Raw genomic sequence first — 22,215 nt, 5'->3', positions numbered from 1 at the left:
TCAGAAGGTGGTGAGTTCGCCTTCGATGGTGCGGCGCGTGATGTCCGTCACGTTGGCGAGTTCGCGGTCGATGGTCGCGATAACCTCGTCTTCGATGTCGGCGATGGTGACGCCTTCTTCGGTGATGACCTTCGCGTCTGCGACGTGGGGTTCGTCGATGGGGCGGCCGATTTGCGAGAGCAGGCGGACCTGCAGGTCGCGGATGCCGTCGACTTCGGCGACGACCGTCTCGGCGATGTGGGTCGAAAGCAGGTTGTAGATTTTCCCGATGTGGTTGACGGGGTTCTTGCCGGAGGTCGCTTCCATGCTCATCGGGCGGTTCGGCGTGATGAGGCCGTTGGCGCGGTTCCCGCGGCCGACGGAGCCGTCGTCACCCTGCTCGGCGGACGTGCCGGTCGTCGTGAGGTAGATGGAGCCTTCCTCGTAGTCGTCGGCGGTGTTGACTTCGACGTTGACCTCGCGGTCCGTGTACTCGGTGGCGAGGTCGGTGACGAACTCGCGTACGTTGTCGACGGCCTCGATGTAGTCGTCGATGTCGTCGATGTGGCTGTCGACCATCGCGGCGGCGACGGTCACGTCGATAACGTCGCCTTCGCGCTTGCCCATGAGCTTGATGTCCTGTCCGAGTTCGGGGTGGTCGTCGCCGTAGCGCGCGCCGTTGAGGGCGTACTCGGCTTCGAGGACGATTTGCTCCGTCTCGGTGAGCGGGGCGTGGCCGACGCCGAAACTCGTGTCGTTCGCCATCGGGACCTGTTGGGTCTCCTCGCCGAAGACGTCCTGCAGGTCGCCGGAGCCTTCGCCGAGTTTCACGTCGACGACGATGTCCGTGCCAACGTCGAGTCCGGGGATGTTCTCGTTGAGGTACTCGCGGGCGGCGCGGAGTGCGGTCGAGTCGACGGGAATCTTCTGCCCATCGTACTCTTTCGTCGCACGGCCGACAATGAGGAGATAGATTGGTTCGATAACCTCGCCGCCGCCAAAGGCGGGTGCCGCGGTACCAGCAACGAGTTGCGTCTCGTCCGTGTTGTAGTGGAGAACCTTTCCGACACGGTCGAGATAGAGATTCGAGAGTGCCCGGGAGACGCTTTCGGCGATACCGTCACAGATGGAGTCCGGGTGCCCGATTCCCTTCCGTTCGACAATTTCGACCTCCTGGTCCTCGACCGCGCGCTTGTCGGCGGATTCGAGGCGGATGTTTCGGTCGGTCATTGCCGGGTGTACCCGGCGGGCGGTTCTATAACTTGCGGAAACCTTCCTTGAATAGCGTATTACTACTGGGCATTATCCATAAATCGACAGTATTTGCCACCGGCCGCGCGAATACGAGTGTTTCCACCGATTTCGTTGTGTCTCTGTCCCGCTGTTATCTTTTCGTGCCCACTTTTCGCACTCACTTTTCATGCTCACTCTTCGGGCGCACCGAGCAGCATCCCGAGGTAGGACGTCCGAATCTGGTCGTCGGGGTCGACATCGAGTTTTCGGAGGACATCGAATGCTCCCTCGCGCGCCGCGTCGACGCCGGACTCGACCTCGACTTCCACCTCGACGAACTCTCCGAGACCGGAGACTGCGTCGAGCGAGACGGTATAGCCGTCGAGTTCGAATCGCTCGCGCTCCTTTTCGACTGTCGCGGTGGGTTCGAACCCGACGGCCTCACAGATGGCGTCCATCGTCTCACCGTCGTCGACACCGGTTTCGTACTCGCGGCGGGTCTTCGAGGATTCGTCCACCAGCGGCCCTTTGTAGGTAATTACTGTCACTTCGTCGACAACCTCGTCGTCCTCGTAGCGCGACTCCCGCCGGAGTCGAAGCGCTTCGTCTGTTTCCGCGAAATCCTTGTGCGGGGCGTTGTAGTAGATGTCCGTCTGTTCGACCCGGTTTACTTGCTCGGCGTCCGACGCTTCGAGTTGTTCTCGAATCGTCTCGTGGTCGGCACGAACCTTGACTTCGACTTCGTACATGGTCTCGTGAGTGCATCCAAACGGCAAAAACATCGGTGACTCACCGACGAAAGGCGGAAGCCGACGGCTTTAGCCACGAGTGAGGTCTCTCCGGGAGTCTGCACGGAAAGCTGTAACCCCTCCATATTGTGGTATTTGTCACCTTTTATCATGACTCGTGTTGTACTATGACGAGGACATGAGCCAAGAGACCCCGACGACGGCAACAACGGTAGAGCAACATGCCGGTGAGACGGTCGACCCCGAAATCACGGGTCGCGTTATCGTCACTGCGATGGCTGGTGGGTTCATCGGAACAGTCCTGATGCTTCCCGTCCTCGTCGGCATTCCCGATTTGCTCGGGCTGTTCGTCACCGAGCCAATCACGCGATTCGCCGGGTTCGCGGCGTTCTTCGGCTACGAGCCGACGCTCCTCTTGGGCGTCTTCCTATTCGGTATCGGCGGTGTCGTGGCCCTGCCAGTGACGTTCGTCGTCGTCGGGGCGTTTCTCCCGCCGGAGTCGCCCGAATACCTCCGTGGCGTCTCGTTTGCGACGCTGTACTGGGCCGGGTTCGTTCCGGCGTTCTGGCCGGGCGCTGACGTGTTCGTCACCGCCTCGTTCATCGTGTTCTCGCTTCTCGCCCACTGGGTCTACGGCCTCGCCCTCGGATACACCCTCGACCGATTTGTGGGAATCCCGCAACACGAGGTGTAACCTCCGCGAGTGTCAGTAGTTGGTACTATAATTTCTTTATTCACAAGGTTTGGAACTGAATCAGTCGATTCGATATATCAGTAATTCTATTGGCATATAATACAGATATCGGATATGAACAGTCTGCAGCAGATTGGATACGTAATAGCCATACTCCTTGGGATAGCCTATATTCTCATCCCTCGGAGAATCCATAAATTCGGATTTGATTTTCTTCGTAGTTCTCGTCCCAAACAATCCGAGAAATCCACTGCAATCTTTTGGGTGTATCGTGGCTTAGGGGTTCTACTCCTCATCATTGGTTTCTCAGGACTCCTCTAGGGAGTTTATCTCTGTACTAAGGGGTCTATTTCTGTATTGCTGTATTTACTGCGAGTTTCACGGTTCACCCCTGAATAGAGGGACTGTGCTACCATCTACAGAGGAAACAAGGCGAGTGCCTCGGGGTCTCGCAAATCGCTCTGCGGTTTGCTGGATACAGGAAATCTTTGATTTCCCTTGACTTGACCCCGAGGCTGAAGCCGACACTTAGACGTGTTCTGTTCGCTCGATATACCGTTCAATCCTCCAACGGGTCCTCAATTGGTTCGAGAATCGCGTGGCGGTACTGAGCGGAGCGAAGCTCCGCGAGGTACGCAAAGCTACGCTTTGCTTGACTTCGGACACCACACGAAGTGATAGTTGACGTTGTACATCGTGTGGTTCGACCGCTTCTCGCCCATATCAACACCACACCTCCAACACAATTAAGTATATCCAAAATATATACATTTGTATGTCGAACCGCTTTGAAATCGACGGTGAGGAAGTTCTCGACGGTGAGGTCAAACCGTTCGGGAACAGCGCCCACGTCACTGTCCCCAAACGTTGGCGTGGAGCCGACGTGAAAGTCGTCCGAACCTCAGAACCCACCGAACAAGACGAAGAATGACCAACGCACAGTCCCTCATCAAAACTCTGGACTTCCAACTCGACATTCAGAGTGACAACGAGGGCCTGCTGTACGACGCCACCCTCGAAGCCCGCTCGGTGTACAATGAAACCATCCACCTCGCCAAAGAAGGCGTTGACTGGGATGTGATTCCAGACCTCGTGGCCGACGACGCCAACCTCGTGAAGAACACGACTCAGCGCGTCGTCGCCAAAGCACTCGGCACGATGGAGAATTACTACGAGTACGACGACTTCGGACTCCCGAGTCACACCAAGGACGGTGCGTACCCGCTTCGTGCGAACTACGAGGAGGGATACAACCTGTCGCTCACCGACGATGGCGACGTGGCGTTCTGTATCAGTGCGAAGCCGTACAAGCACGTAAAGGGCGTCCTCGATGGGAGTGACGCTCACCTCGATATTCTCAATACCGCACTCGAAAGCGACGAGTGGAAGATTGGGACGGCGGAAGCCCTGTTCCACAACGAGAACCCCGAGTTGCACGTCAACGTCACCAACACCAAGCAGACCGTTCGAGACAAGCACGACTCACGGACTGTCGTGGGCGTGGACGTGAACGAGGACAACGTGGCCCTCACTGTACTCTCTGAGGATGGCGTCGAGGACACGTTGGTCATCGACTTCCCCGAAATCAAGTTCGAGCGCCACCGCTACTTCACGATGCGAAAGCGCGTCCAGAACGCGGGGAAAGACAGCATCCACGACACGCTGGAAGGGCGTGAGGAACGGTTTGTCCGTGACCGACTCCACAAAGTGAGCCGTCACATCGTGGAGTGGAGCCGTCAGTTTGAGAAGCCGTGTATCGTCTTTGAAGACCTCAAAGAGATGCGCGACAGTATCGACTACGGCACGCGGATGAACCGACGCTTGCACCACCTCCCGTTCCGCGCCCTTCAGTTCTATACGTCGTACAAGGCGTCGTTCGAGGGCATCCCAACCGCGTGGATTAATCCCGAGTACACGAGTCAGCGGTGTCCGATGTGCGGTCATACGGAGCGTGCGAACCGCAACAAGAAGCGGTTCAAGTGTCGGTCGTGTGGGCATCAAGACCACAGTGACCGTAGTGCAAGCGTCAATATCGCCGTCAAAGGCAGCAAGCAACTCGATTGGAATGTGCCTGCTCTCAACAGCCTTCCCCAAGTCAGGAAGGTGCGACGTTCACAAGAGCGGAGCTCTTGTGCAGCCCGCAAAGTCGCTTTGCGACTTTGAGACGGCAGGTATCGGGGGCCGTGGACGCCCCGACCGTGACCCACCCGACCGCCCGAGGCTATCAGGCCGATGGTCGCGTGGGAGTGTCCGACTAAACCACGGGAAGCCTCGGGGATCGACCCCGAGGCGGTTCACTGGTATCGCTCGCAGTCAGCCGTCGACCCTTCCTGTTTTTCCTCCCGGTCGCTCCGCCTCTTGACCGCAAACCCGAGTTTACCGCCGTGCGGCCTTCGATTTCTCCGAAACAGTAATCATCATGAACGTTAATTAATTTATGTGGGTGGTGTTGTCAATGGTCATGGAACACGTATTCGGTAGCTCGCTTTCGCTTCAGAGTGGTCTCGTTCCGAGGGGAACGCGTGCGGTCGTCTTCGATAGCATCTTCGAGGTGTTCTTGCTTCTCGGAACCCTCGTCGGTGTCGTCGTCGTGGGGTACATGCTGTATAACGCCTACAAGTACCGATTCGGTTCGGGAAATGGAACGGTCGACGACGAACGTCGGCCTTCCCTCGGTGAACTTCCGTCGGGTGGCGGCGGCGGTCGGAAGTTGTTCACCTCGTTTTTCATGAGCATGATTATCGTTATCTCGTTGATTTCGTGGACGTATCTGACGCTTTTGTACGTCGAAGAGGGACCGTCTGCTGAGGAGTCGTTGGATGTCGAAGTCGAGGGCTATCAGTTCGGGTGGCGCTTTACGTATCCGAACGGGCACACCACAGATGGCGTTCTCAGGGTTCCAGCCGACACGCCCATCCGACTGACACTGACTTCAGCGGACGTGTTCCACAACTTCGGTATCACGGAGTTGCGCGTCAAATCCGACGCGATACCCGGCCAAGAGACGGAGACGTGGTTCACCGCCGACGAGCCGGGGACCTACACTGCAGAGTGTTACGAGCTATGCGGCGCGGGCCACTCGTACATGTCCGCGGAGGTCATCGTCATGCCGCCTGACGAGTACCAGGAGTGGTACGAGAGTACGAATGGTTCCCAGTCAGTTGAGAGTACGAACAGCACCCAATCATCCGGGAGTGCGAACAGCACTCAGTCTGTCGAGAATACAGACAACAGCACCCAGCCAGCCGAGAGTACGACTAACATCCGAGTATCCACGGTGTCGTCATGAGCGATACGAACCCAGAACGAACTGACGGTGGCACAGTAACCGACGATGAAGCCGTGGCTTCGGGGCAGGCGAGTGTCGACGACGACCACGACCACGGCCACGACTTCCCGGGGACCGGGAGCATCAAACGCTGGTTCGTCACGACGAATCACAAGGACGTGGGGATTCTCTACATCGTCACGTCGCTTTTCTTCCTCGTGCTCGGCGGCGTCCTCGCGTGGTTGATGCGCATCCAACTGTTGGTCCCGCGAGCGCCGGCCGAGACGATTCTCGCGCCGCTCGCGTACAATCAGGCCGTTTCGGCGCACGGGCTACTGATGGTCTTTTGGTTCCTGTCGCCCTTTGCCTTCGGCTTCGCCAACTACATCGTTCCGCTCCAACTGGGTGCAAAAGACCTTGCGTTCCCCCGACTGAACGCACTAAGCTACTGGTTGTATCTGTTTTCCGGCATTCTCTTCGGTGCCTCGTTCTTCCAAGGGGGGACGTTCTCCGGGGGTTGGACGATGTACGCGCCGTTGAGCGTCCCGACGTTTACGCCGGATGTCGGGGCCTCGACCGCAGTGCTGGCGCTCGTCTTGTTCGTCGCCTCCGTCACCGTTTCGTCAGTCAACTTCCTGACGACGATGCATCGGATGCGTGCCGAGGGGTTGACGCTCCGTAATATGCCGCTTTTCAGTTGGACGATTCTCCTGACGGTCTGGATGATGCTTTTCGCCTTCGCGGCGCTTCTGGCCGCGCTCTTGGTGCTGTCGTCGGACCGACTTCTCGGGACGACCTACTTCGCGATGGAATCTCCCGCGGGGGCGCTCCTCTGGACGCACCTGTTTTGGTTCTTCGGCCACCCCGAGGTGTACATCGTGTTCTTCCCGGCGCTCGGTGTCATGGCCGAGGTGTTCCAGACGTTCACGGGTCGCCGCATCGTCGGCCGGAAGTGGTTCATCATCGCCATGGTCCTCGTCGCCATCCAGAGCTTCGCGGTCTGGATGCACCACATGTTCCTGACGAGCATCAACCTCCAGGTGAAGACGCTGTTTATGATAACCACCATCGGTATCTCGCTGCCGTTCGACCTGATGGTGTTCGCGCTCATCTACACCATGCTGAAGGGGCGGATACGCTTCACCACGCCGTTCCTGTTCGTCTTCGGCGCGCTCCTGTTGTTCATCATCGGCGGCATCACCGGCGTCTTCCTCGGCGCGGTCGTCCTCGACTACGAGTTCCGCGGCACCTACTGGGTCGTCGCGCACTTCCACTACGTGATGGTCGGCGGGGTCACGGCGCTCATCGGCGGCCTCTACTACTGGTTCCCGAAGATGACCGGGCGGATGTACGACGAGTTCCTCGGAAAACTCCACTTCGCGGTCTACTTCGTCGGATTCAACCTGCTGTACTTCCCGCTTTTCGTCGCGTGGGAGACGCCGCGGCGCGTCTTCGACTACGCGCCCGAACTCGCCCCGTGGCACCAACTCGCCACCGTCGGCGGGTTCGTCCTCGGCCTGTCCTTTCTCATCATGTTCTACAATCTGTTCAAGAGCGCCTTCGTCGGCGACCCCGCGCCAGACAACCCGTGGGAGTACTCGACCACCGCGGAGTGGGCCGTGTCGTCGCCGCCGCCGCTGGAGAACTTCGAGGGAACGCCGACCTACCGCGACGGCCATCTCTCGTTCATCCGCGACCGAAAACCGGACACGTCGGGCGACGGCGCTACAGCCACAGACGGGAGCGGGACTGCAACGTCGGACGGCGGGACGACAGCGTCAGACGGCGGCGTCGCAACCTCGCCGCACACGGCGGTCACGACGGAGTACGAGCCCACGATGGAGACAGCCGATGTCGAGGGGCCGAGCCACGCGAGTATCTGGCCGTTCGTGCTCTCACTGGGTGCGTTCCTCGTCCTCCTCGGGCTTTCGCCGCTCCAAGAAGCGACGTTCCCAACTGGCATGACCGGCGCAGCCTACGCGACCACGGCGGTCGTCGGCGGCGGCGTCACGCTCGGGTCGCTCGTCGCCATGGGCTTAGAGCCGTTCCACGGCCCGGTCTTCGAGGAAGGAGAGGCGTGGCCCTTCTCCGGCATCGACAACGGCAAAGTCGGGATGTGGATATTCCTCGCCTCCGACGTGGTGCTGTTCGGCGGCTTCATCGGGGCGTACGTCTTCACCCGATTCGCCTTCGGCTGGACCGGATGGGAGCCGATTCCGTCGGACCCGATACCGGGCCTCGTGAACACCTACATCCTGCTTACGAGCAGTTTCACCGTCGTGCTCGCGCTCGTCGCGGCGGAGAAGAAACACAAGCTGGCTCTCGTGACGAGCCTCGGAGCGACGTTCGTCCTCGGCATCGGCTTTCTCGTCAACAAGGGACTGGAGTGGCAGCACCTCTTCCACGAGGGAATCTGGCTCTCGACGAACGTCCGGTCTTCGACGTTCTTCCTCACGACCGGGCTTCACGCCGCCCACGTCATCGCGGGACTCGTCATCGCACTGTATCTGACTGCACGCGCATGGAGAGGCGCGTACCTCGAAGACAGCCGTTCGGTGGAGTACTTCGGTCTCTACTGGCACTTCGTCGACATCGTCTGGCTGTTCCTCTTCCCGCTGTTCTACATCCTGTGAGGTAACCGAAAATGGTGTCCACAAAACTCTACACGGCGATTTACGTGGTGTTGTTCGTCTCGGCGACGATTCAGGTGCTCGTCGAGTTCGCGGGGCTGAACTACTGGACGGCCTTCGGCATCATCATCGTCCTCTCGGCGGGGAAGGCGGTGCTCGTCGCGGCGTACTTCCAGCACCTCCGCTTCGAACCGCGCTCGCTGACGTACCTCGTCAGTATCGGTCTCGCGGCGGCGTTGGCGCTCACCCTCGCGGCATCGTACTCGCTCCTGTAACCGTGTCCGGGAACCATTTGGACGCCGGTGCCGACGCTGACGCCGACCACTCGACGCCGACGCTCGTCGCAGTCGCCTACGCGCTTTTGTTTTCGGTCCCCGTCGGCGTCGGCGTGACTGTCATGATGACCCGCGTCGTCCCCGGCCGTCTCACAGAACCGCTCGTCGTCGGCCCCGGTTTCGTCATCGCACTCGCGGTGTTCGCGCTGGTCGTTGCCGCGGCGAGAGGCGGCGAAAATACTGCCTGACCGACGATATCGCATTCGAATCCCCCACGCTGTCCCGCAAACGCGCATACTTTCTTTGACATCGGAATGGTAACACTGAACATGAAACAGAACTCGCTCGCGCTCGCAATCGCGTTCGGTGCTGTCGTCGTCGGACTCGCAGTACTTCTCATCTCGGAGGCGGCCGGTGCATCCGAACTCATAATCGCGATTGGTGGCGGTATCGCACTGGTTGGTGTCGGCGTGCTCACCGCGGTTGTGATGCGCCTGCCCGAGCCATCGGGCGAGTCGGGGACGGCCGGTGAACACGAGCACGAACAGATGGAGGCGTGAATACCGTACTGCCGCTCGACTCACAGACTGAAGCCGACGACTGCGAGCAGAAACAGCGCCGTGAAGACGACCCCCAGCGCGCCGGCGACCTTCAGGTGATACCGGAAGAGGTCCTCGTCTTCGGCCTCGACGGCGTCTCGGTAGGCGGCGTCTTCTTCCTCGGAACGTTGTTCGTGCATCTCACCGACGTGTAGGTCGCAAAGCCGAGCCTGTCGAAACGGGCGGGCGCAGTACGGGCAGGTCGCAGCGGGAGTCTCGTCGTCGGGAACGGCTGTTTCTGGGCTGACCGCTCGGCGATGCTCGTCGGCCGACGACGGCCTGCCATCGTGTGCACTCATCCTGCAACACCCCCGACGGTCGGTTGCGCGACGACCCACAGACTCGCCATCGTGTAGCAGACCGTGACGACGACGAAGGGATACTCGCTTCGGAGTGGTTGCAGCCGACCGGGGAACACGTCAAACGAGCGGGTGTGCGCCACCCAGACCGACAGCAAGTGTCCCAGCACGACGAACGCGAGTCGGAGGCCGCCGAACCACGCGGGCACGGTGAGAACCGAGATATTCGCCGGCGGCGACAGTGGGCTGAGCGCGACTGTCGCCAGCACCGGCGCGAGACCGACGACGTACCCGAGGAAATGCGCGAGATGGTACCCGGCCGCGATGGGGACGAGCGCGGGTGCGAACCATCCGGCGATGAACTCGGCCGTCACGTACGTGTCGGCGCTTCGCCGAGCGGTGCGAGAAGCGAACCGGTAGCCGGCGAAGAACGCGAGAAAGCCGGCGAGGATGGCGATGAAATTCACGGCCCACGCCGGAACCGGTGCCACGGCGTCGAGGACACGACTCCACGCGACGGTCGAGACCAGCCCGTCGAAGGTCGTCACCCACAGGAGCGCGACGACGAACGCCACGTCGTCGGTGCCGAACTTCTCTCGGGAGCGCGCCAGCGACGACCCGGGGAAGGAAACCGAGAGTCCGTCGCCGGTTCGTTGTACCGGTGCGAGGAGACCGTACAATCGGAAGACGCGAGCTACCGGGTCGACGTGTTGGAACCACGAATCACCGTAGACGGCCGCACCGACGATGGTCACGAGGGAGTAGGCGATGACAACGGCCGCAAGCGACCGCGGATTCGCGGCGAGCGGGCTGACGACTTCGAGCCAGACGAGTCCGAGCAGTCCGACGACGCTCGGCCACGCCCCGATGCGAGACGGATACGGGCGGGACGCGCGACGGACCGCCCGAACCCGGCGGTGCAGTTCCGACGCGAGCGTCCGCCACGGGTTCACGAGCGGCCACACGTCCACGACAAGGTACGTCAGCATGGTGAACCCCGCCCACCAGCCGACCCAGACGAGCAGGACGCCGAGGTTTGCGATTGCAACGGTCGGTCCAACCAGTGCGAATCCGATGACGGCACCGAGTGCAGCGACTCCGAAAAGGCGGACTGCCGCTCCGACAAATTTCACCGACCTGTCGACGCGGACGCCGAATCGGGTGAACACGTCGAGTGTCTCATCGTCAGTGACGAACGCCGAGAGGAGAAACGAGACGCAGACGACGCCGCCGCCGGAGACGACGACGAGCCAGAACGGCGCGGGAGCGGACTGGAGCGACCCGGCGAGCGACCCAGCGTGCGCAGCAACCGGTTGGACGAGAATGACGAGCGAAACCACCAGCACCGTGAGCGCGGTGAGAACGCGCTGTAGCACCGAATTCGTTGCTGACCGTGACGCTGCCCACGATGTCGGGTTGCGACTCATCGTTGTGACCGTCCCATCGCCGCTGGTCCGAACACGAGCGCGGCCACCGCAACAACGAACACCACTGTCGAAACGTCGACCGAGAGGGCGCGAAGTGCGCTCACGATGCCAGTTCCGCCGGCCAAGCCCGCAGCGAGACCGCCGACGAGCGGGAACGTACATCCGACGCACGATACCAGTCCCAACGCACCTGAAAGCGCTGTCCGAGCCGTGTCGAGGACGGCGGCGTAGACGAGGTACGAGAGCGCGAGGTAGCCGACGACGCGGTAGGGAACGAAGGTTGCGGACACGACCTCCCCGGCGTAGCCGACTCGCGGCCCCCATCCCGGCGCACCGAGCGAGAACTGCCAGCCTGCGGCGTGACCAGCGACGCGTCCGGCGGTGTGAACGTGCCCACCACCAACGAGTGCACCGAGGTTCACGGAGAGTAACCCCGCGAGAAACGCGAGCACGAGGAAGTATGCGGCGGCGACGGCACCGGCACCGAGTCGGACGCGGCGGGTTGTTTTCGGGAGGTCCGTCCAGAGGACGGCCACGACGCCGACGTTTATCCAGATAAACGGATAGAGGACGTATCGCAGACTGTCCACACGGACTGGCGCGGCGTGGAGGTACGCGGCGACGGCGAGTACTTCGAACCAACCGAGTACCGCGAGCCACCACGCCGTCGGAATCTGTCGAGCGTCGGTGCGACTGCTGTAGGGTAGTGCCATCTCAGAGAAGACCCAACAGTCGGAGTGTGACGCCGATAGTGAACAGTAATCCGAGTACCCACGACCCCGCGAGCGCCGCCTGTGACCGCTTTAGCCCCCTTCCCCGTGCGGCGTGGTACGTCCCGTAAAAGAGGTAGGCAACGGTGACGGTGACCGTAGCGACGATGAGAGTGGTGCCCGCAGCGTTCGTCACTCCCTCTGGGATTCCGCTTCCGCCGATGAACAACACTGCAACCGCGCCGAAGCCGAGCGCGACGAGCAGGAAGATGAGCGACAGTACCGTCGGGTCGTCAGACCACTGCCTGTCGGTGCTTTGACTCGGACCGCCTCCGGCAGGAACGGCGCTGACAGTGTAGTGCCGCCACCCCCGAGCGGTGAAGAGCACGATGAGCGCCAGCAGTACGACCGCGAGGAGAAACCCGACGAACAAGACTGTCTGTGCCATGTGAACACACCACTAGTATTATAACTATTGACACTGATATAAACGATTCGCCGCACACAGGGTCTCGGGGTCGATTTTACGATGGGCGTCCGTGTCGAAACGTCCCGCCGGCGAAACGTGATTCTTAAGGGTCGCACGAGTCACGTAGCGTGTATGAGTGACGAACAGCAGGCGGAGGCCGAGCAGGTCGATGAAGAGGTCGAGTCCGGTATTCAGGACGGCGACTTCGTTCGCCTCGCGTACACGGTTCGGACGGTTGAAGACGGCGACGTCGTCGACACCACGAGTGAAGAAGTGGCCGAAGAGGCCGAAATCGACGTCGAGGGCTACGAATTCGAGCCTCGCGTCGTTATCGTTGGTGCCGGTCACGTCTTCCCCGAGGTCGACGACGCCCTGACGGGTGCCGAAGTCGGTGACGAGGGTGAAGTCGATATCCCGGCCGCCGACGCCTTCGGCGAGTACGACGAGGACGAGGTGCGCACGGTCAGCGCCAACAAGATCGACGAGGACGACCGCTACCCCGGTGCGCAGGTCACCATCGACGGCGAGCAGGGTCGCCTCGAGACCATCATCGGCGGCCGCGCCCGCGTCAACTTCAACCACCCCCTCGCGGGCAAGGACCTCGAATACGAGTACGAGGTTCTCGACCTTGTCGACGACCGCGAAGAGCAGGCCTCCGGCCTGCTCGGCATGTACCTCCAGCAGGCTCCTGAGGTCTGGGTCCAGACCGACGAAGTCGAAGAAGAGCAGGTTGTCGAGTCCGACGACGAGGAAGACGAAGACGCCGAACCCGAGACGGAGACCGTCACCGTCGAGAAGGACACGCTCTACATCGAGGCGACGCCGCAGATGACGATGAACCAGCAGTGGATGTTCTCGAAGCAGCAGATTGCGCAGGACATCATGCAGCGTCTCGACATCGACCGCGTCATCGTCCAGGAAACCATCGAAGGCGGCATGGGCGGCATGGGCGGTCTCGGTGGTATGATGGGCGGCGCAGGCGGCGCTGACATCGAAGAGGCAATCGAGGACGTCGACATCGACGCCGACGAACTCGCCGCAGAACTCGACGACGCGGACGAAGAGTAAGCGAGCATCCCCGCCGCTCCTCGTGAATCGGCGGCTTCTTGATACTCGCCTTCCGACCGCTTCGTAGCTATGGCTTCGCCAGACGACGCCGCGACGCACGACCTCCGTGACTTCACCGACGTGAAAGTCGCACTCGTCGCCGGTCTCTGTACCGTCGTATTGACGCTGGCACTCAAATACGGTGCTAACGTCGAAGTTTCGCTTGTCTACCGTCTCTCTCCGCTCGCTCCGTACTTCGCGTACGTCTTTAGCCGTGGCGCGGCGCTCTCGGCGCGCGTATGGATGGCACTCATCGCAGTCGTCACGCTCGGCACGTTCGGATTCTTCGCGTTCTGAATCGCCGGGTGACTATCGGCGTCGCCAGCCAATCGTCGGCCCAGCGGTTTCGTCCTCCTATTCAGGCAATGTCACGGCTGGTATCGACCGAAACCCGCTCTGCGAGTCGAAGTTTGATGGTCTCGTCGAGCGCCCGACCGCCGCGGAATTTTGGAACCGCAAGCCGATTTTCTATCTCCGAGCCGTCGATGTTCGTGTCGAGGTCGAACACGATATCGGCCATGTGCTCCGTCAGGTCGCGGTTATCGGGTACTGTCTCGCCTTTGAGACCGTGGAGAATGGTGAGTCCACGCGTATTGACCATATGCGTCTGGAGGACGTTGAGGAATTTTCGGTAGCGCGGCCCCTCGTTTCGTTCGAGAATATCGACCACGTCGATGATGAGGTTCGCCCTCTCTGGGAGGTCGCGCACGAGTTTGTTCGCCGTGTCGAGCGGTGCATCACCGCCCACATTACGGATAGTCGGGTTTCCCGTCGGGCCGGGGCATCGCTCGAGTGCATCCTCGACGGCGACTTCGGAGCGCAGAGTCGTAAGCCACAGCGTCCCACGGGTGGTCGTCAGTTCGTACAAGAAGAGTTCGGACTGGCTGGCCGGGTCGGCCGTGAGGAGGACGATGCTCCCCGCCGGAATCCCACCGTCGAGTTGACGGTCGAGAATATCGATACCGGTCGCCAGTCGAGACATGCCCGTGGCTAAGACATTCACTCATATTACTTCTTCCCCGAAATATTGTCTACAATCCGACGATAGGCGGACTGAACTGTCGGTTGAGTGAGCACTGGAGACGCTTCGTCCGGGACCGTTCCCAGCATCGGCGCGCCGATGAGGTCGCTCACTGCCTCCGGGGCTACTCGCGCGCGCGTGACCACACATCCGACGACTGGTGTTCCGAGCGTGCGCGCCATCGCCGCCGTCTTGGCCGCGTCGCGGAGCGCCGGTGCACACAACGACGTGACGACGATGACGCCGTCGGCGACGCGGAGCGGTGTTGCGGCGTCGGGTCCCGCTCCGGCCGGACAGTCGACGACCGTGGTTCGGTCGTCTGCTGCGACCGACTCCAGCCATCGCTCGAAGGCATCGTCGTCGGTTCCGCTCGGGGCCGGAAGTACCGAGACTGTCGGGTCAGTCGGGTGCGGGTGAACGTCCGGTTCGAGAACGACACCGCTTGTCTCTGCCTTGTTTCGGCGTTCGACTCCGGCCATGGTGTGCAGGTTCGGCATGTCCCTGTCGGCGTCGACCGCGAGAACGGGACCGTCGAGCGCACTCGCCAGTCCGAGTGTCGTGGTGGTCTTGCCGCTGCCGCCCTTACCGCCCGCGATTGCCAACATAGTCCGGGATGGTCCCGGTTTGGTATTTGAATCTACGGCGAACGCGGTGTGGTCTGGAGAACACGAAGTACAGAACGGCGAAGCTGAGGTAAGATGGCGAAACTACGGTGCGGAGAACCGAGGAACGAAGGGTCGGCTGCGCCGAGACGACAGTCCCTATCAGTCGTGACAGCAACCGCCGGCTTCGCCGCCGAAATCGACCGAAAGCGGCTCGGAGATAGCCTCGTTCACCTTTTCCAACTCGCCGACCAGTTCGGCCTGCGCGAGGAGATACTCCTCCATCACGGGTTTGGAGTGGAGTTCCTCTTGGGCGGCTTGGACCTTCTGGAGGCCCTCCTGTGTTGCCTCACCCATCTGACGGGCCACGTTGAACTCCTCGCGGAGTCGATTGAACTCGGTGATGAGTTCTTGTACCTCGTCGTCGGCTTCGACGGCCGCCTTCGCCTCCTCGTACGCTTCGTACTTCGGATGGTCGGCGATGGCTTCGCCGAGTTCGCGCCCGAGTTCTTCGAGCCGCGTCGTCTGCGTGCTCATAGTCGCGGATTAGGCGTCAAACGGTTTCAACCTGCCGAAGGGCGAAGTGCGCGGGTTGCTGAAGGGCGAAGTACACGGGTTTCAGACCTGTGTTTCCACGAATGAAACGACGTCGGCCAACTCGTCTGGTCCGATACCGTGGGGGACTTGATACACGTTCGAAGTCACGTCCGCGCCGAGTTCGCGAAGTCGGTCGGCGGCGCGTTCTGCTCGTGATGCCGGGATGATTTGGTCCATCTCACCCGCACCGATGAAGACAGGCTTCCCGGAAACTCCATCCGGGTCGAGGTCGGCGTGCGACTCGGCCAGATAGCCGTGGAGAGCAACGACCCATGCGTAGTCGTCGGGGTCGTCGAGCAGGAGCGAGAGACTGGCGATGGCCCCCTGACTGAACCCGAGCAGACCGATTCGTTCGGGGTCGAGGTCGTACTCGGCGATAGCCCCCTCGATGGACTCGCGTACGAGTTCGCGCGACCGCTCGAACTGTTCGGCGTGGGGCTGACTCTGGTGAAGCCCGCCCGCGGAGAGGTCGAGGTCGTACCACGTGTACCCTCCTTGTAGCTCGTCGGGAGCGCGAAGACTCACGACGTGAAGGTGGTCGGGAAATCGCCGTGAAATCTGGAGTAGGTCCTGTTCGTTCGACCCGCGACCGTGGAGCAACACGACCGCAGGCCCCGGCCCATCACCCGGCTCCGACGGTTCGACGTGAACGTGTTCGAGTGGAATCTCAGTCATGAATGGGAGTAAGCCGTCGTTCGGCTTCAACCCCCGAGTGGCGGGAGTGTAACCGGGTGACACCAGTCCAATTCTGCCCGTTATGGGATGCCTACTCAGGAATTAATCTCGAATGCGAACACCGAGAGTTGCTCCGCATCCTTCACACATCCAGAGGTCGTTCGACTTCCGTCCGACCATGACGCTGCGCTTCTCCATCGAGGTTATTTCGGGGACCGTCTCACCGCGTTCGAGGTCGTCCACACCCTCGATGGGTTTTCCGCAGGCCGGACATTCGGTTAGTGGCTCGCCACTGGTCGCTTCGTGGATATGTTCGGCATCGATGGATTCGTGGCTGTGCTCGGTGCTATCATCATGTTCATTGGTGTCGTGTGACATGTGCTTTGATATGTTACCATATCGGTAATCACCTCCGGGGGGTGACGAGACGATTGCACGAGCGTGTGGAGTACGTCGGTTACGTTCGGAGCGTGTCGGCTCAGCCGGCCCCGCGGTCACGACATTTCGATGAAACCCGTCTGTGTGCGGGTGTGTGACGCTCAATCGTGGGAAAACACCGTCGTTAAACCGCTTCGTCCGTTAGGGGGCTTCAATGAGTCAGGACGCCTCCTCGGAGGGAGACCTTCGAAATACCGGGATGTCGCTCAAGCACGACCGGGAGTGGGACTACGAACTCGAACGCATCGTCGAAGCTATCGAAGAACGAGACGCCAAGCGCGTCGGTCTGCAGTTCCCCGAAGGACTGAAGCGCCGCGGCCCGGCGGTCGCCGACGACCTCCGACAGCTCTGTGACGACGACGTGACGTTCATGCTCTCGGGACAGCCGTGTTACGGCGCGTGCGACCTTGACACCTACCTCATGCGCCGAACCGACGTGTTCGCCCACTTCGGCCACTCGCCGATGAAGGAGTCTGACAAGATTATCTACGTCCCGCTTTTCTCCAACGTCGACCCGTTCCCCATCATGGAGGACGCCCTCGACGAACTCGAAGGCGACGAGGTCGGTCTCGTCACCACGGCCCAGCATATGAACCGGTTCGAGGACATGTGCGACTGGCTCGAAGAGCGCGGCTACACCGTCCAGACCCGCAAGGGCGACGACCGCCTCACCTACGAAGGACAGGTGCTCGGCTGCAACTACGCTTCTGCGGACATCCCCGCGGACAACGTGCTCTACGTCGGCGGCGGCAAGTTCCACCCGCTCGGCCTCGCCATGGAGCACCCCGAAAAGAACGTCGTCATCGCCGACCCCGTGAACAATGTCGTCACTATCGCCGACACGCGGAAGTTCATGAAGCAGCGCTACGCCTCGGTTCACAAGGCGATGGACGCCGAAAAGTGGGGCGTCATCTTCTGCACCAAAATCGGTCAGGGTCGCATGGAAATCGCTGAGAAGATTCTCGAAGACAACGAAAACGCCTATCTCATTACCATGGACGAGGTGACGCCGGACCGCCTGCGTAACTTCGACATGGACGCGTTCGTCAACACGGGGTGCCCGCGCATCACGACCGACGACGGCCCGCGCTTCCACAAGCCGATGCTCACACCGCAGGAGTACCGCATCGCCGTCGGCGACGAACCTCTCGACTCGCTCGAGTTCGACACCTTCCACGGTACGTGGTAAGATAACCGGGCGTCTCTCGCTCCGGGACTCCGTTCTGACTTCTCTCTCGTTTTCAAGACGTATCAAACAGAATACCTATGCCGTCGGCCCATTCACGGTCATTCATGGTCCCTCCACGAAAATCACTTCCAACCCTCCTGAGCCTCCTCGGCGTTCTCGCGCTCGCGGGGACGGCCGCCGCACAGAACTTCGGGTCTACACCAGAAATCTCACCGATGGCCCGTGCTGGTGTCAACTTCGCCATCAATCTCGTCGTCGGTGGGATTCTCGTCGCCGCCGCCCCCGAGTACACCCGCGGCTCGATAGCTGAAGTCCGGAGCGCTCCCGGTCGGTCGATTGCCTGGGGTTTCGGTATCCTTGTCGCAGTGGTGATTGGAATTATTGCGAGCTCCTTAATCCCGCTTCTCGGCATCCTCCTCGTGCTGCTGGAGTCTCTGGCATTCGTGATCTTAATCGTTGTCGGCAGTGCCGTTGCAACTGTCTTGTTCGGGTCTATCGTCGTGACTCCGGTTACGGGGCGTTCTCCATCGCTCGGCGTGGCGCTCGTCGTCGGCGCAGTTGGAACCGCGTTCCTCTCGATTATTCCTGTTTTCGGTGCGCTCGTCCTGTTCATTGTTAACCTACTCGGACTCGGTGTCGTCAGTCGTAACGCGTATCTATCCCTGTCCTGACACCAAAAACTAATTTTTGCCACGACAGCCGGGGAAATCACCACAACATTCAGGGTACCGGTAGCGAATGAGACAGATAGATGCCGACGACCCACCTTTCCGTCCTTGGACTCGACGTCCAGCGGGTCGTCACCCCGCTCGAAGCCGGCGACTTCGACGCCGACCGGGTTCGTCTGGTCCGTGACGAGGCCGACCCCGAGCAGGGTCGCGACCCGGACGACTGTGCAGCTGGTGCTCCGCGGACCAGTGCACACGTCGCCAAGACCGTTATCGAGCAACTCTCTCGGCGTCACGACGCCACCGTCGACGAAACACGACTTCCGTTCGATGCGCCGTTCACAGAGTTGTACGCCGCAACGACCAGCCTGTTGCGCGAGACGACCACTGATAGCAACGTTCACGTGAACCTCGCCAGCGCACCACCACAGGTCGCCGCTGCGTTCTACGCCGCACGAACGGCCCTCGTCGACGGCGGCGAGGTTGACCGCGCGACTATCACTATCCTGACCGTCCCGGCCACAGACCGCCGTGACCTCGCCGCTATTTCGGACCTCCGCGGTCTCGTCGGAGAAGCGGAGACCGCTGCTTCGGCACTGTCCGAATTTCAGCGTGTCGCCGACGGTCCGGCGGCCGCGGCCGTCGCCCAACCGCTTCGTATCGCACTGTCCGACCTTCGCCACGCGCTTGCCGAGGCGAGCGGTGAGTCTCGCGGGCAGCGTCAGAGCCGACCCGCACGCGTTTCGAGTTCGAGGGATGGCTCCCCGCTCGGTGCCATGACTTCCTACGTCGGCCGCGCCCGCGAGCAGCTCGTGGACCTCGTTGAAACCGACCAACCGCGTCCTGACCCGTCCGACACGCGCGACCCGAATGCGGTTCTCGACGCTCTCGAATCGTGGCTCGACGCCGAGACGAAACTACTCTCACCGGTCGAAGACGACCCACACGAACTGCTCGCTCGCTTCCGAACGAGTTGTGAGGCCCGCTTCGGGAAGTTCGAAGACGAGGCGACTATCTCGCTTTTCGACTCGCTCGACCGATTCGAAGCGCACCTCGACGCGTATCTCGACGCGCGGATGCACCTCTCGTCCGCCGCGGAACCGGTTTCGGAGACGACGGACGAACTCGTTCGCCGAGCCGACGAGGTGAGAACCCGACTCGCCGAAATCGACGAAAACGGACTTGTGGGCGGGGACTCGACGCTGACGCTCGAAAGTCACACGCTCTCACCGCTCGGCGACCTCGAAGCGACCGTGCTTCACGTGTTGGCGACCGGCCCGCCACGGTCGCGCCCCCGAACCCGACGTGCGGTTGCCGCGAATCTCCGCGAGCGCGCTGAACACCACGGTATCGTCGCTGGCGCACGGGACGAAGACTCGTGGTCGTCGTTCGAATCGTTCTGTGTGCGCATCGCTCGGAATAGCGAAGAAGGCGACCGATTCGAAAAACGATTGTCGAACGCGCTGCGCCCGCGTCTCGATGTTGCTGTCGAGGCACTCTGTGCGAACGGCTATGTTCGTACGCGCGAGCGGCGGAACGGTCGAGATGCGCTCGAACCGTCCGATGCGGGGCAACTCTGGGGCGAGACTACCGACTGGGAATCCTTCTGTGAGACCGTCGTCGACGACGTACTCCGCGACTGCGTCGAGCGCGACCTCGACTGACTACGCTTCGCGTTCGATAAACTCGACCGCCTCTTCCGGGGTTTCACACGACTTGAACCCGTCGAGCGCCCCGACCTGCTGTGTTTTGAGACCGGCGATTGGTCGGTCGAACACACTCCCGTAACCAATCTCTGAGAGCGTTCCGCCCGCCCCGTCGATGGCGATGACTGCATCGCCGTTCATCGCGACGAGCGCGTTTCTCGCGTGTCCGAGACCGGTTACGATAGGCAGGTCGACGAACTCGTTGGCCTCGTCTCGGTCCTCACCCGGCAGGATTCCGATAGTCGTCCCGCCGGCGTCTTTCGCACCGCGACACGCAGCCTCCATCACGCCACCGAGTCCGCCGCAAACGACGGTGTGGCCGCGCTGTGCGAGGAGTCGGCCGACGTCTTCTGCGAGGGACTCTATCGGCGTGGGAACGGTGCTCCCGCCGATAACACTCACGCGCACGGATTCGCCCTCTCGCGCGAAGACTTCATTTCGAAGCGTATCACAGGAGGTAGCTCTGCTCCATCGCGTATAAAATCGAGGGCGATTCGACTGGGACGGTCGAAGTCGACGGAAAAACTCGCGTTAGTAATCGTCTGTTCGCTGTGCGTCGTCGTCGAGGGGGGAAACCGGCTCCCACGTGGAACACGCACGCATCGTCTGGGCCATCGACGAGAAATCTGCCGTCTGCTTATGAGCGCCTGACATGATGTCTCCAACGACGGGTGCATCCACTAAATAGTTTGCCGGGGTAGAACCTTATACTACCAATATATGGCGGTAGTCTATTGTGACATAGGTTGTCAGTAATTGGTAATCGGAGACGCGCTTTCGTCCTGTTTTTCTATCGCCGAGAACGCAACGCTTAGTCTCCCGGCACAAGGAGTCGTCTCTATGACAGTCAGCGACTGGAGTGACTGGCTCCCGCGGGCGGTCGAATCGGCCGACCCCGAGACGGTTGCCATCTGGTATCTGGGTTGCAACGGCTTCGTACTCAAGGGAAGTGAGGGAACGACGGTCTTTATCGACCCCTACGTCGGACTCGGCGACCCGCCGCGGACGGTCCGCATGGTTCCGGTTCCGTTCGACCCCGAGGACGTGACCGAGGCCGATGCGGTCCTCGCCACGCACGAACACACTGACCACGTCCACGGTCCGAGTCAAGCGCCAATCCTCGAAAACACGGGCGCGACGTTCGTCGCCCCCGACGACTCACTTTCGGTCGCCTACGACGACGAGGCGTGGCTGGACGATTACGACCTCTCTGAAGACCAGTTCGAGGAGGTTACGGAGGGCGACACTATCGAAATCGGCGAGTTTACGGTTCACGTCGAACCCGCCTACGACCCCGATGCGACCCATCCCGTCTCGTACGTCTTCGAACACGAGTCCGGGACGTTCTTCCACGGTGGCGACACCAAGCCGTCCGACGAATTCGTCGACCTCGGCGACCGCTACGACATCGACCTCGGTGTCCTCGCATTCGGTACCATCGCCAACATTGCGGACAAACAGACCGGCGAACCCGTTCGGACGAAGTGGTACAACGACGAAAATCAGGTTATCGAGGCCGCGAACGACCTCGACATCGACCGACTACTTCCCTCGCACTGGGATATGTGGAAGGGCATGACCTCGGACCCGAAGGTGCTGCACCACCACGCAAAGAGCTTCGATGCGCCCCGTTCACTCGAACTCGTCGAAATCGGCGACCGCGTCGACCTGTAAACTACGCTCCCCGCCCTGTCTACCCGCTACTGCTTTCTTTTTATTCGGTTCCAGCGCCGACTTGTTCTCACATCGTCGTCACCTACTTTCACGCTGACTGTTCTCGCTCGCAGACAGTCGCATATTCGAGACCGACGAATCGGCAGACAGCGGCGACTTGGGTTGCCTCTCCCCGGTTGTTTTATAATGTATGTCGGGAAAGTGGC

Annotated in this window: 26 protein-coding genes and 2 pseudogenes; 14 read left to right on the top strand and 14 right to left on the bottom strand. The window is 61.1% G+C overall.

Going from position 1 to position 22,215, the window contains the following annotated elements; translation table 11 throughout:
• Both HFX_RS08510 and cyaB read right to left on the bottom strand, forming a co-directional pair.
• On the bottom strand, positions 1–1,209 hold the full coding sequence (locus tag HFX_RS08510; protein WP_004056654.1) for a methionine adenosyltransferase: 1,209 nt from the start codon (positions 1,207–1,209) through the stop codon (positions 1–3).
• A gap of 194 nt (positions 1,210–1,403) precedes the next feature.
• A complete protein-coding gene (gene cyaB / locus HFX_RS08505; RefSeq protein WP_004056655.1) occupies positions 1,404–1,961 on the bottom strand; it encodes a class IV adenylate cyclase in 558 nt (185 codons plus the stop codon).
• A 178-nt stretch (positions 1,962–2,139) separates the two neighbouring features.
• Between cyaB and HFX_RS08500 the strand changes: the two genes are divergently transcribed.
• Entirely contained in the window at positions 2,140–2,655 is a 516-nt protein-coding gene (locus HFX_RS08500) for a DUF6789 family protein (protein WP_004056657.1), read from the top strand.
• A 565-nt stretch (positions 2,656–3,220) separates the two neighbouring features.
• Here the strand turns inward: HFX_RS08500 and HFX_RS19125 are convergent.
• Positions 3,221–3,377: pseudogene (locus HFX_RS19125) on the bottom strand (IS200/IS605 family transposase); the annotation flags it as partial.
• 53 nt (positions 3,378–3,430) lie between these two features.
• Here HFX_RS19125 and HFX_RS19120 point away from each other — a divergent pair.
• The 7 genes and pseudogenes from HFX_RS19120 to HFX_RS08470 all read left to right on the top strand — a co-directional run bounded on the left by HFX_RS19120 (position 3,431) and on the right by HFX_RS08470 (position 9,388).
• Positions 3,431–3,586 carry a DUF2080 family transposase-associated protein gene (locus HFX_RS19120; RefSeq protein WP_004056662.1) on the top strand — a complete coding sequence of 52 codons (156 nt, stop codon included), beginning with the start codon at positions 3,431–3,433 and terminating at the stop codon, positions 3,584–3,586.
• A pseudogene (locus tag HFX_RS08495) lies at positions 3,583–4,913 on the top strand (RNA-guided endonuclease InsQ/TnpB family protein). The gene HFX_RS19120 and the pseudogene HFX_RS08495 overlap by 4 nt, the downstream one beginning before the upstream one ends.
• A 203-nt stretch (positions 4,914–5,116) precedes the next feature.
• Complete coding sequence (coxB, locus tag HFX_RS08490) at positions 5,117–5,944, top strand: cytochrome c oxidase subunit II (RefSeq protein WP_004056665.1); 828 nt, start codon at positions 5,117–5,119, stop codon at positions 5,942–5,944.
• Positions 5,941–8,556: a cbb3-type cytochrome c oxidase subunit I gene (locus tag HFX_RS08485; RefSeq protein ID WP_004056667.1), complete on the top strand. Its 2,616-nt coding sequence runs from the start codon at positions 5,941–5,943 to the stop codon at positions 8,554–8,556. The genes coxB and HFX_RS08485 overlap by 4 nt, the downstream gene beginning before the upstream one ends.
• Before the next feature lie 11 nt (positions 8,557–8,567).
• Entirely contained in the window at positions 8,568–8,828 is a 261-nt protein-coding gene (locus HFX_RS08480) for a cytochrome C oxidase subunit IV family protein (RefSeq protein ID WP_004056669.1), read from the top strand.
• Positions 8,829–8,845: 17 nt separating this feature from the next.
• Positions 8,846–9,076 (top strand): hypothetical protein, encoded by a 231-nt coding sequence (locus tag HFX_RS08475; RefSeq protein WP_004056671.1) that lies wholly within the window; start codon positions 8,846–8,848, stop codon positions 9,074–9,076.
• Positions 9,077–9,157: 81 nt separating this feature from the next.
• The gene (locus tag HFX_RS08470) at positions 9,158–9,388 is read left to right on the top strand and encodes a hypothetical protein (protein WP_004056672.1); all 231 of its coding nucleotides are present in this window, start codon (positions 9,158–9,160) and stop codon (positions 9,386–9,388) included.
• A gap of 20 nt (positions 9,389–9,408) precedes the next feature.
• Here the strand turns inward: HFX_RS08470 and HFX_RS08465 are convergent, their stop codons facing one another.
• Genes HFX_RS08465 through HFX_RS08450 form a run of 4 tightly spaced genes read right to left on the bottom strand, consistent with a single transcriptional unit; the run spans position 9,409 to position 12,311 of the window.
• Complete coding sequence (locus HFX_RS08465; RefSeq protein ID WP_004056673.1) at positions 9,409–9,726, bottom strand: DUF7410 domain-containing protein; 318 nt, start codon at positions 9,724–9,726, stop codon at positions 9,409–9,411.
• Complete coding sequence (locus tag HFX_RS08460) at positions 9,723–11,153, bottom strand: hypothetical protein (protein WP_231512887.1); 1,431 nt, start codon at positions 11,151–11,153, stop codon at positions 9,723–9,725. Before HFX_RS08460 ends, HFX_RS08465 begins: the two co-directional genes overlap by 4 nt.
• A complete protein-coding gene (locus tag HFX_RS08455) occupies positions 11,150–11,866 on the bottom strand; it encodes a DUF7546 family protein (RefSeq protein WP_004056675.1) in 717 nt (238 codons plus the stop codon). The genes HFX_RS08460 and HFX_RS08455 overlap by 4 nt, the downstream gene beginning before the upstream one ends.
• Position 11,867: 1 nt before the next feature.
• Complete coding sequence (locus HFX_RS08450; protein WP_004056676.1) at positions 11,868–12,311, bottom strand: hypothetical protein; 444 nt, start codon at positions 12,309–12,311, stop codon at positions 11,868–11,870.
• Positions 12,312–12,464: 153 nt separating this feature from the next.
• On the opposite strand from HFX_RS08450, the gene HFX_RS08445 reads away from it, so the two are divergent.
• Positions 12,465–13,400: an FKBP-type peptidyl-prolyl cis-trans isomerase gene (locus tag HFX_RS08445; RefSeq protein ID WP_049917402.1), complete on the top strand. Its 936-nt coding sequence runs from the start codon at positions 12,465–12,467 to the stop codon at positions 13,398–13,400.
• Between the two features lie 69 nt (positions 13,401–13,469).
• Positions 13,470–13,736: a hypothetical protein gene (locus HFX_RS08440; protein ID WP_004056678.1), complete on the top strand. Its 267-nt coding sequence runs from the start codon at positions 13,470–13,472 to the stop codon at positions 13,734–13,736.
• Between the two features lie 61 nt (positions 13,737–13,797).
• Here the strand turns inward: HFX_RS08440 and HFX_RS08435 are convergent, their stop codons facing one another.
• The 5 genes from HFX_RS08435 to HFX_RS08415 form a co-directional block, all read right to left on the bottom strand.
• Complete coding sequence (locus HFX_RS08435; protein WP_004056679.1) at positions 13,798–14,421, bottom strand: RAD55 family ATPase; 624 nt, start codon at positions 14,419–14,421, stop codon at positions 13,798–13,800.
• A 26-nt stretch (positions 14,422–14,447) separates the two neighbouring features.
• On the bottom strand, positions 14,448–15,065 hold the full coding sequence (locus HFX_RS08430) for a MinD/ParA family ATP-binding protein (protein ID WP_004056680.1): 618 nt from the start codon (positions 15,063–15,065) through the stop codon (positions 14,448–14,450).
• Positions 15,066–15,224: 159 nt separating this feature from the next.
• The gene (locus HFX_RS08425) at positions 15,225–15,599 is read right to left on the bottom strand and encodes a YlbF family regulator (protein ID WP_004056681.1); all 375 of its coding nucleotides are present in this window, start codon (positions 15,597–15,599) and stop codon (positions 15,225–15,227) included.
• An 81-nt stretch (positions 15,600–15,680) separates the two neighbouring features.
• Positions 15,681–16,334: an alpha/beta hydrolase gene (locus HFX_RS08420; protein ID WP_004056682.1), complete on the bottom strand. Its 654-nt coding sequence runs from the start codon at positions 16,332–16,334 to the stop codon at positions 15,681–15,683.
• 102 nt (positions 16,335–16,436) lie between these two features.
• A complete protein-coding gene (locus HFX_RS08415) occupies positions 16,437–16,712 on the bottom strand; it encodes a hypothetical protein (RefSeq protein WP_004056683.1) in 276 nt (91 codons plus the stop codon).
• A gap of 214 nt (positions 16,713–16,926) precedes the next feature.
• Here HFX_RS08415 and dph2 point away from each other — a divergent pair, with 214 nt between their 5' ends.
• The 3 genes from dph2 to HFX_RS08400 all read left to right on the top strand — a co-directional run bounded on the left by dph2 (position 16,927) and on the right by HFX_RS08400 (position 20,293).
• A complete protein-coding gene (gene dph2 / locus HFX_RS08410) occupies positions 16,927–17,961 on the top strand; it encodes a diphthamide biosynthesis enzyme Dph2 (protein ID WP_014732352.1) in 1,035 nt (344 codons plus the stop codon).
• 104 nt (positions 17,962–18,065) lie between these two features.
• On the top strand, positions 18,066–18,632 hold the full coding sequence (locus tag HFX_RS08405) for a hypothetical protein (RefSeq protein WP_004056685.1): 567 nt from the start codon (positions 18,066–18,068) through the stop codon (positions 18,630–18,632).
• Positions 18,633–18,712: 80 nt separating this feature from the next.
• On the top strand, positions 18,713–20,293 hold the full coding sequence (locus tag HFX_RS08400; RefSeq protein WP_004056686.1) for a DUF6293 family protein: 1,581 nt from the start codon (positions 18,713–18,715) through the stop codon (positions 20,291–20,293).
• Here the strand turns inward: HFX_RS08400 and HFX_RS08395 are convergent, their stop codons facing one another.
• Positions 20,294–20,743, bottom strand: coding sequence for a TIGR00725 family protein (locus HFX_RS08395; protein ID WP_004056687.1), 450 nt, complete (start codon positions 20,741–20,743; stop codon positions 20,294–20,296).
• 123 nt (positions 20,744–20,866) lie between these two features.
• Entirely contained in the window at positions 20,867–20,989 is a 123-nt protein-coding gene (locus tag HFX_RS20495) for a hypothetical protein (RefSeq protein ID WP_274520004.1), read from the bottom strand.
• 186 nt (positions 20,990–21,175) lie between these two features.
• Here HFX_RS20495 and HFX_RS08390 point away from each other — a divergent pair, with 186 nt between their 5' ends.
• On the top strand, positions 21,176–22,009 hold the full coding sequence (locus HFX_RS08390; protein ID WP_004056688.1) for an MBL fold metallo-hydrolase: 834 nt from the start codon (positions 21,176–21,178) through the stop codon (positions 22,007–22,009).
• The last annotated feature ends 206 nt before the right edge of the window (positions 22,010–22,215 follow it).

This window comes from Haloferax mediterranei ATCC 33500, from assembly GCF_000306765.2.
GTDB lineage: Archaea > Halobacteriota > Halobacteria > Halobacteriales > Haloferacaceae > Haloferax > Haloferax mediterranei.
This window is presented reverse-complemented; position numbering and strand designations above follow the sequence as displayed.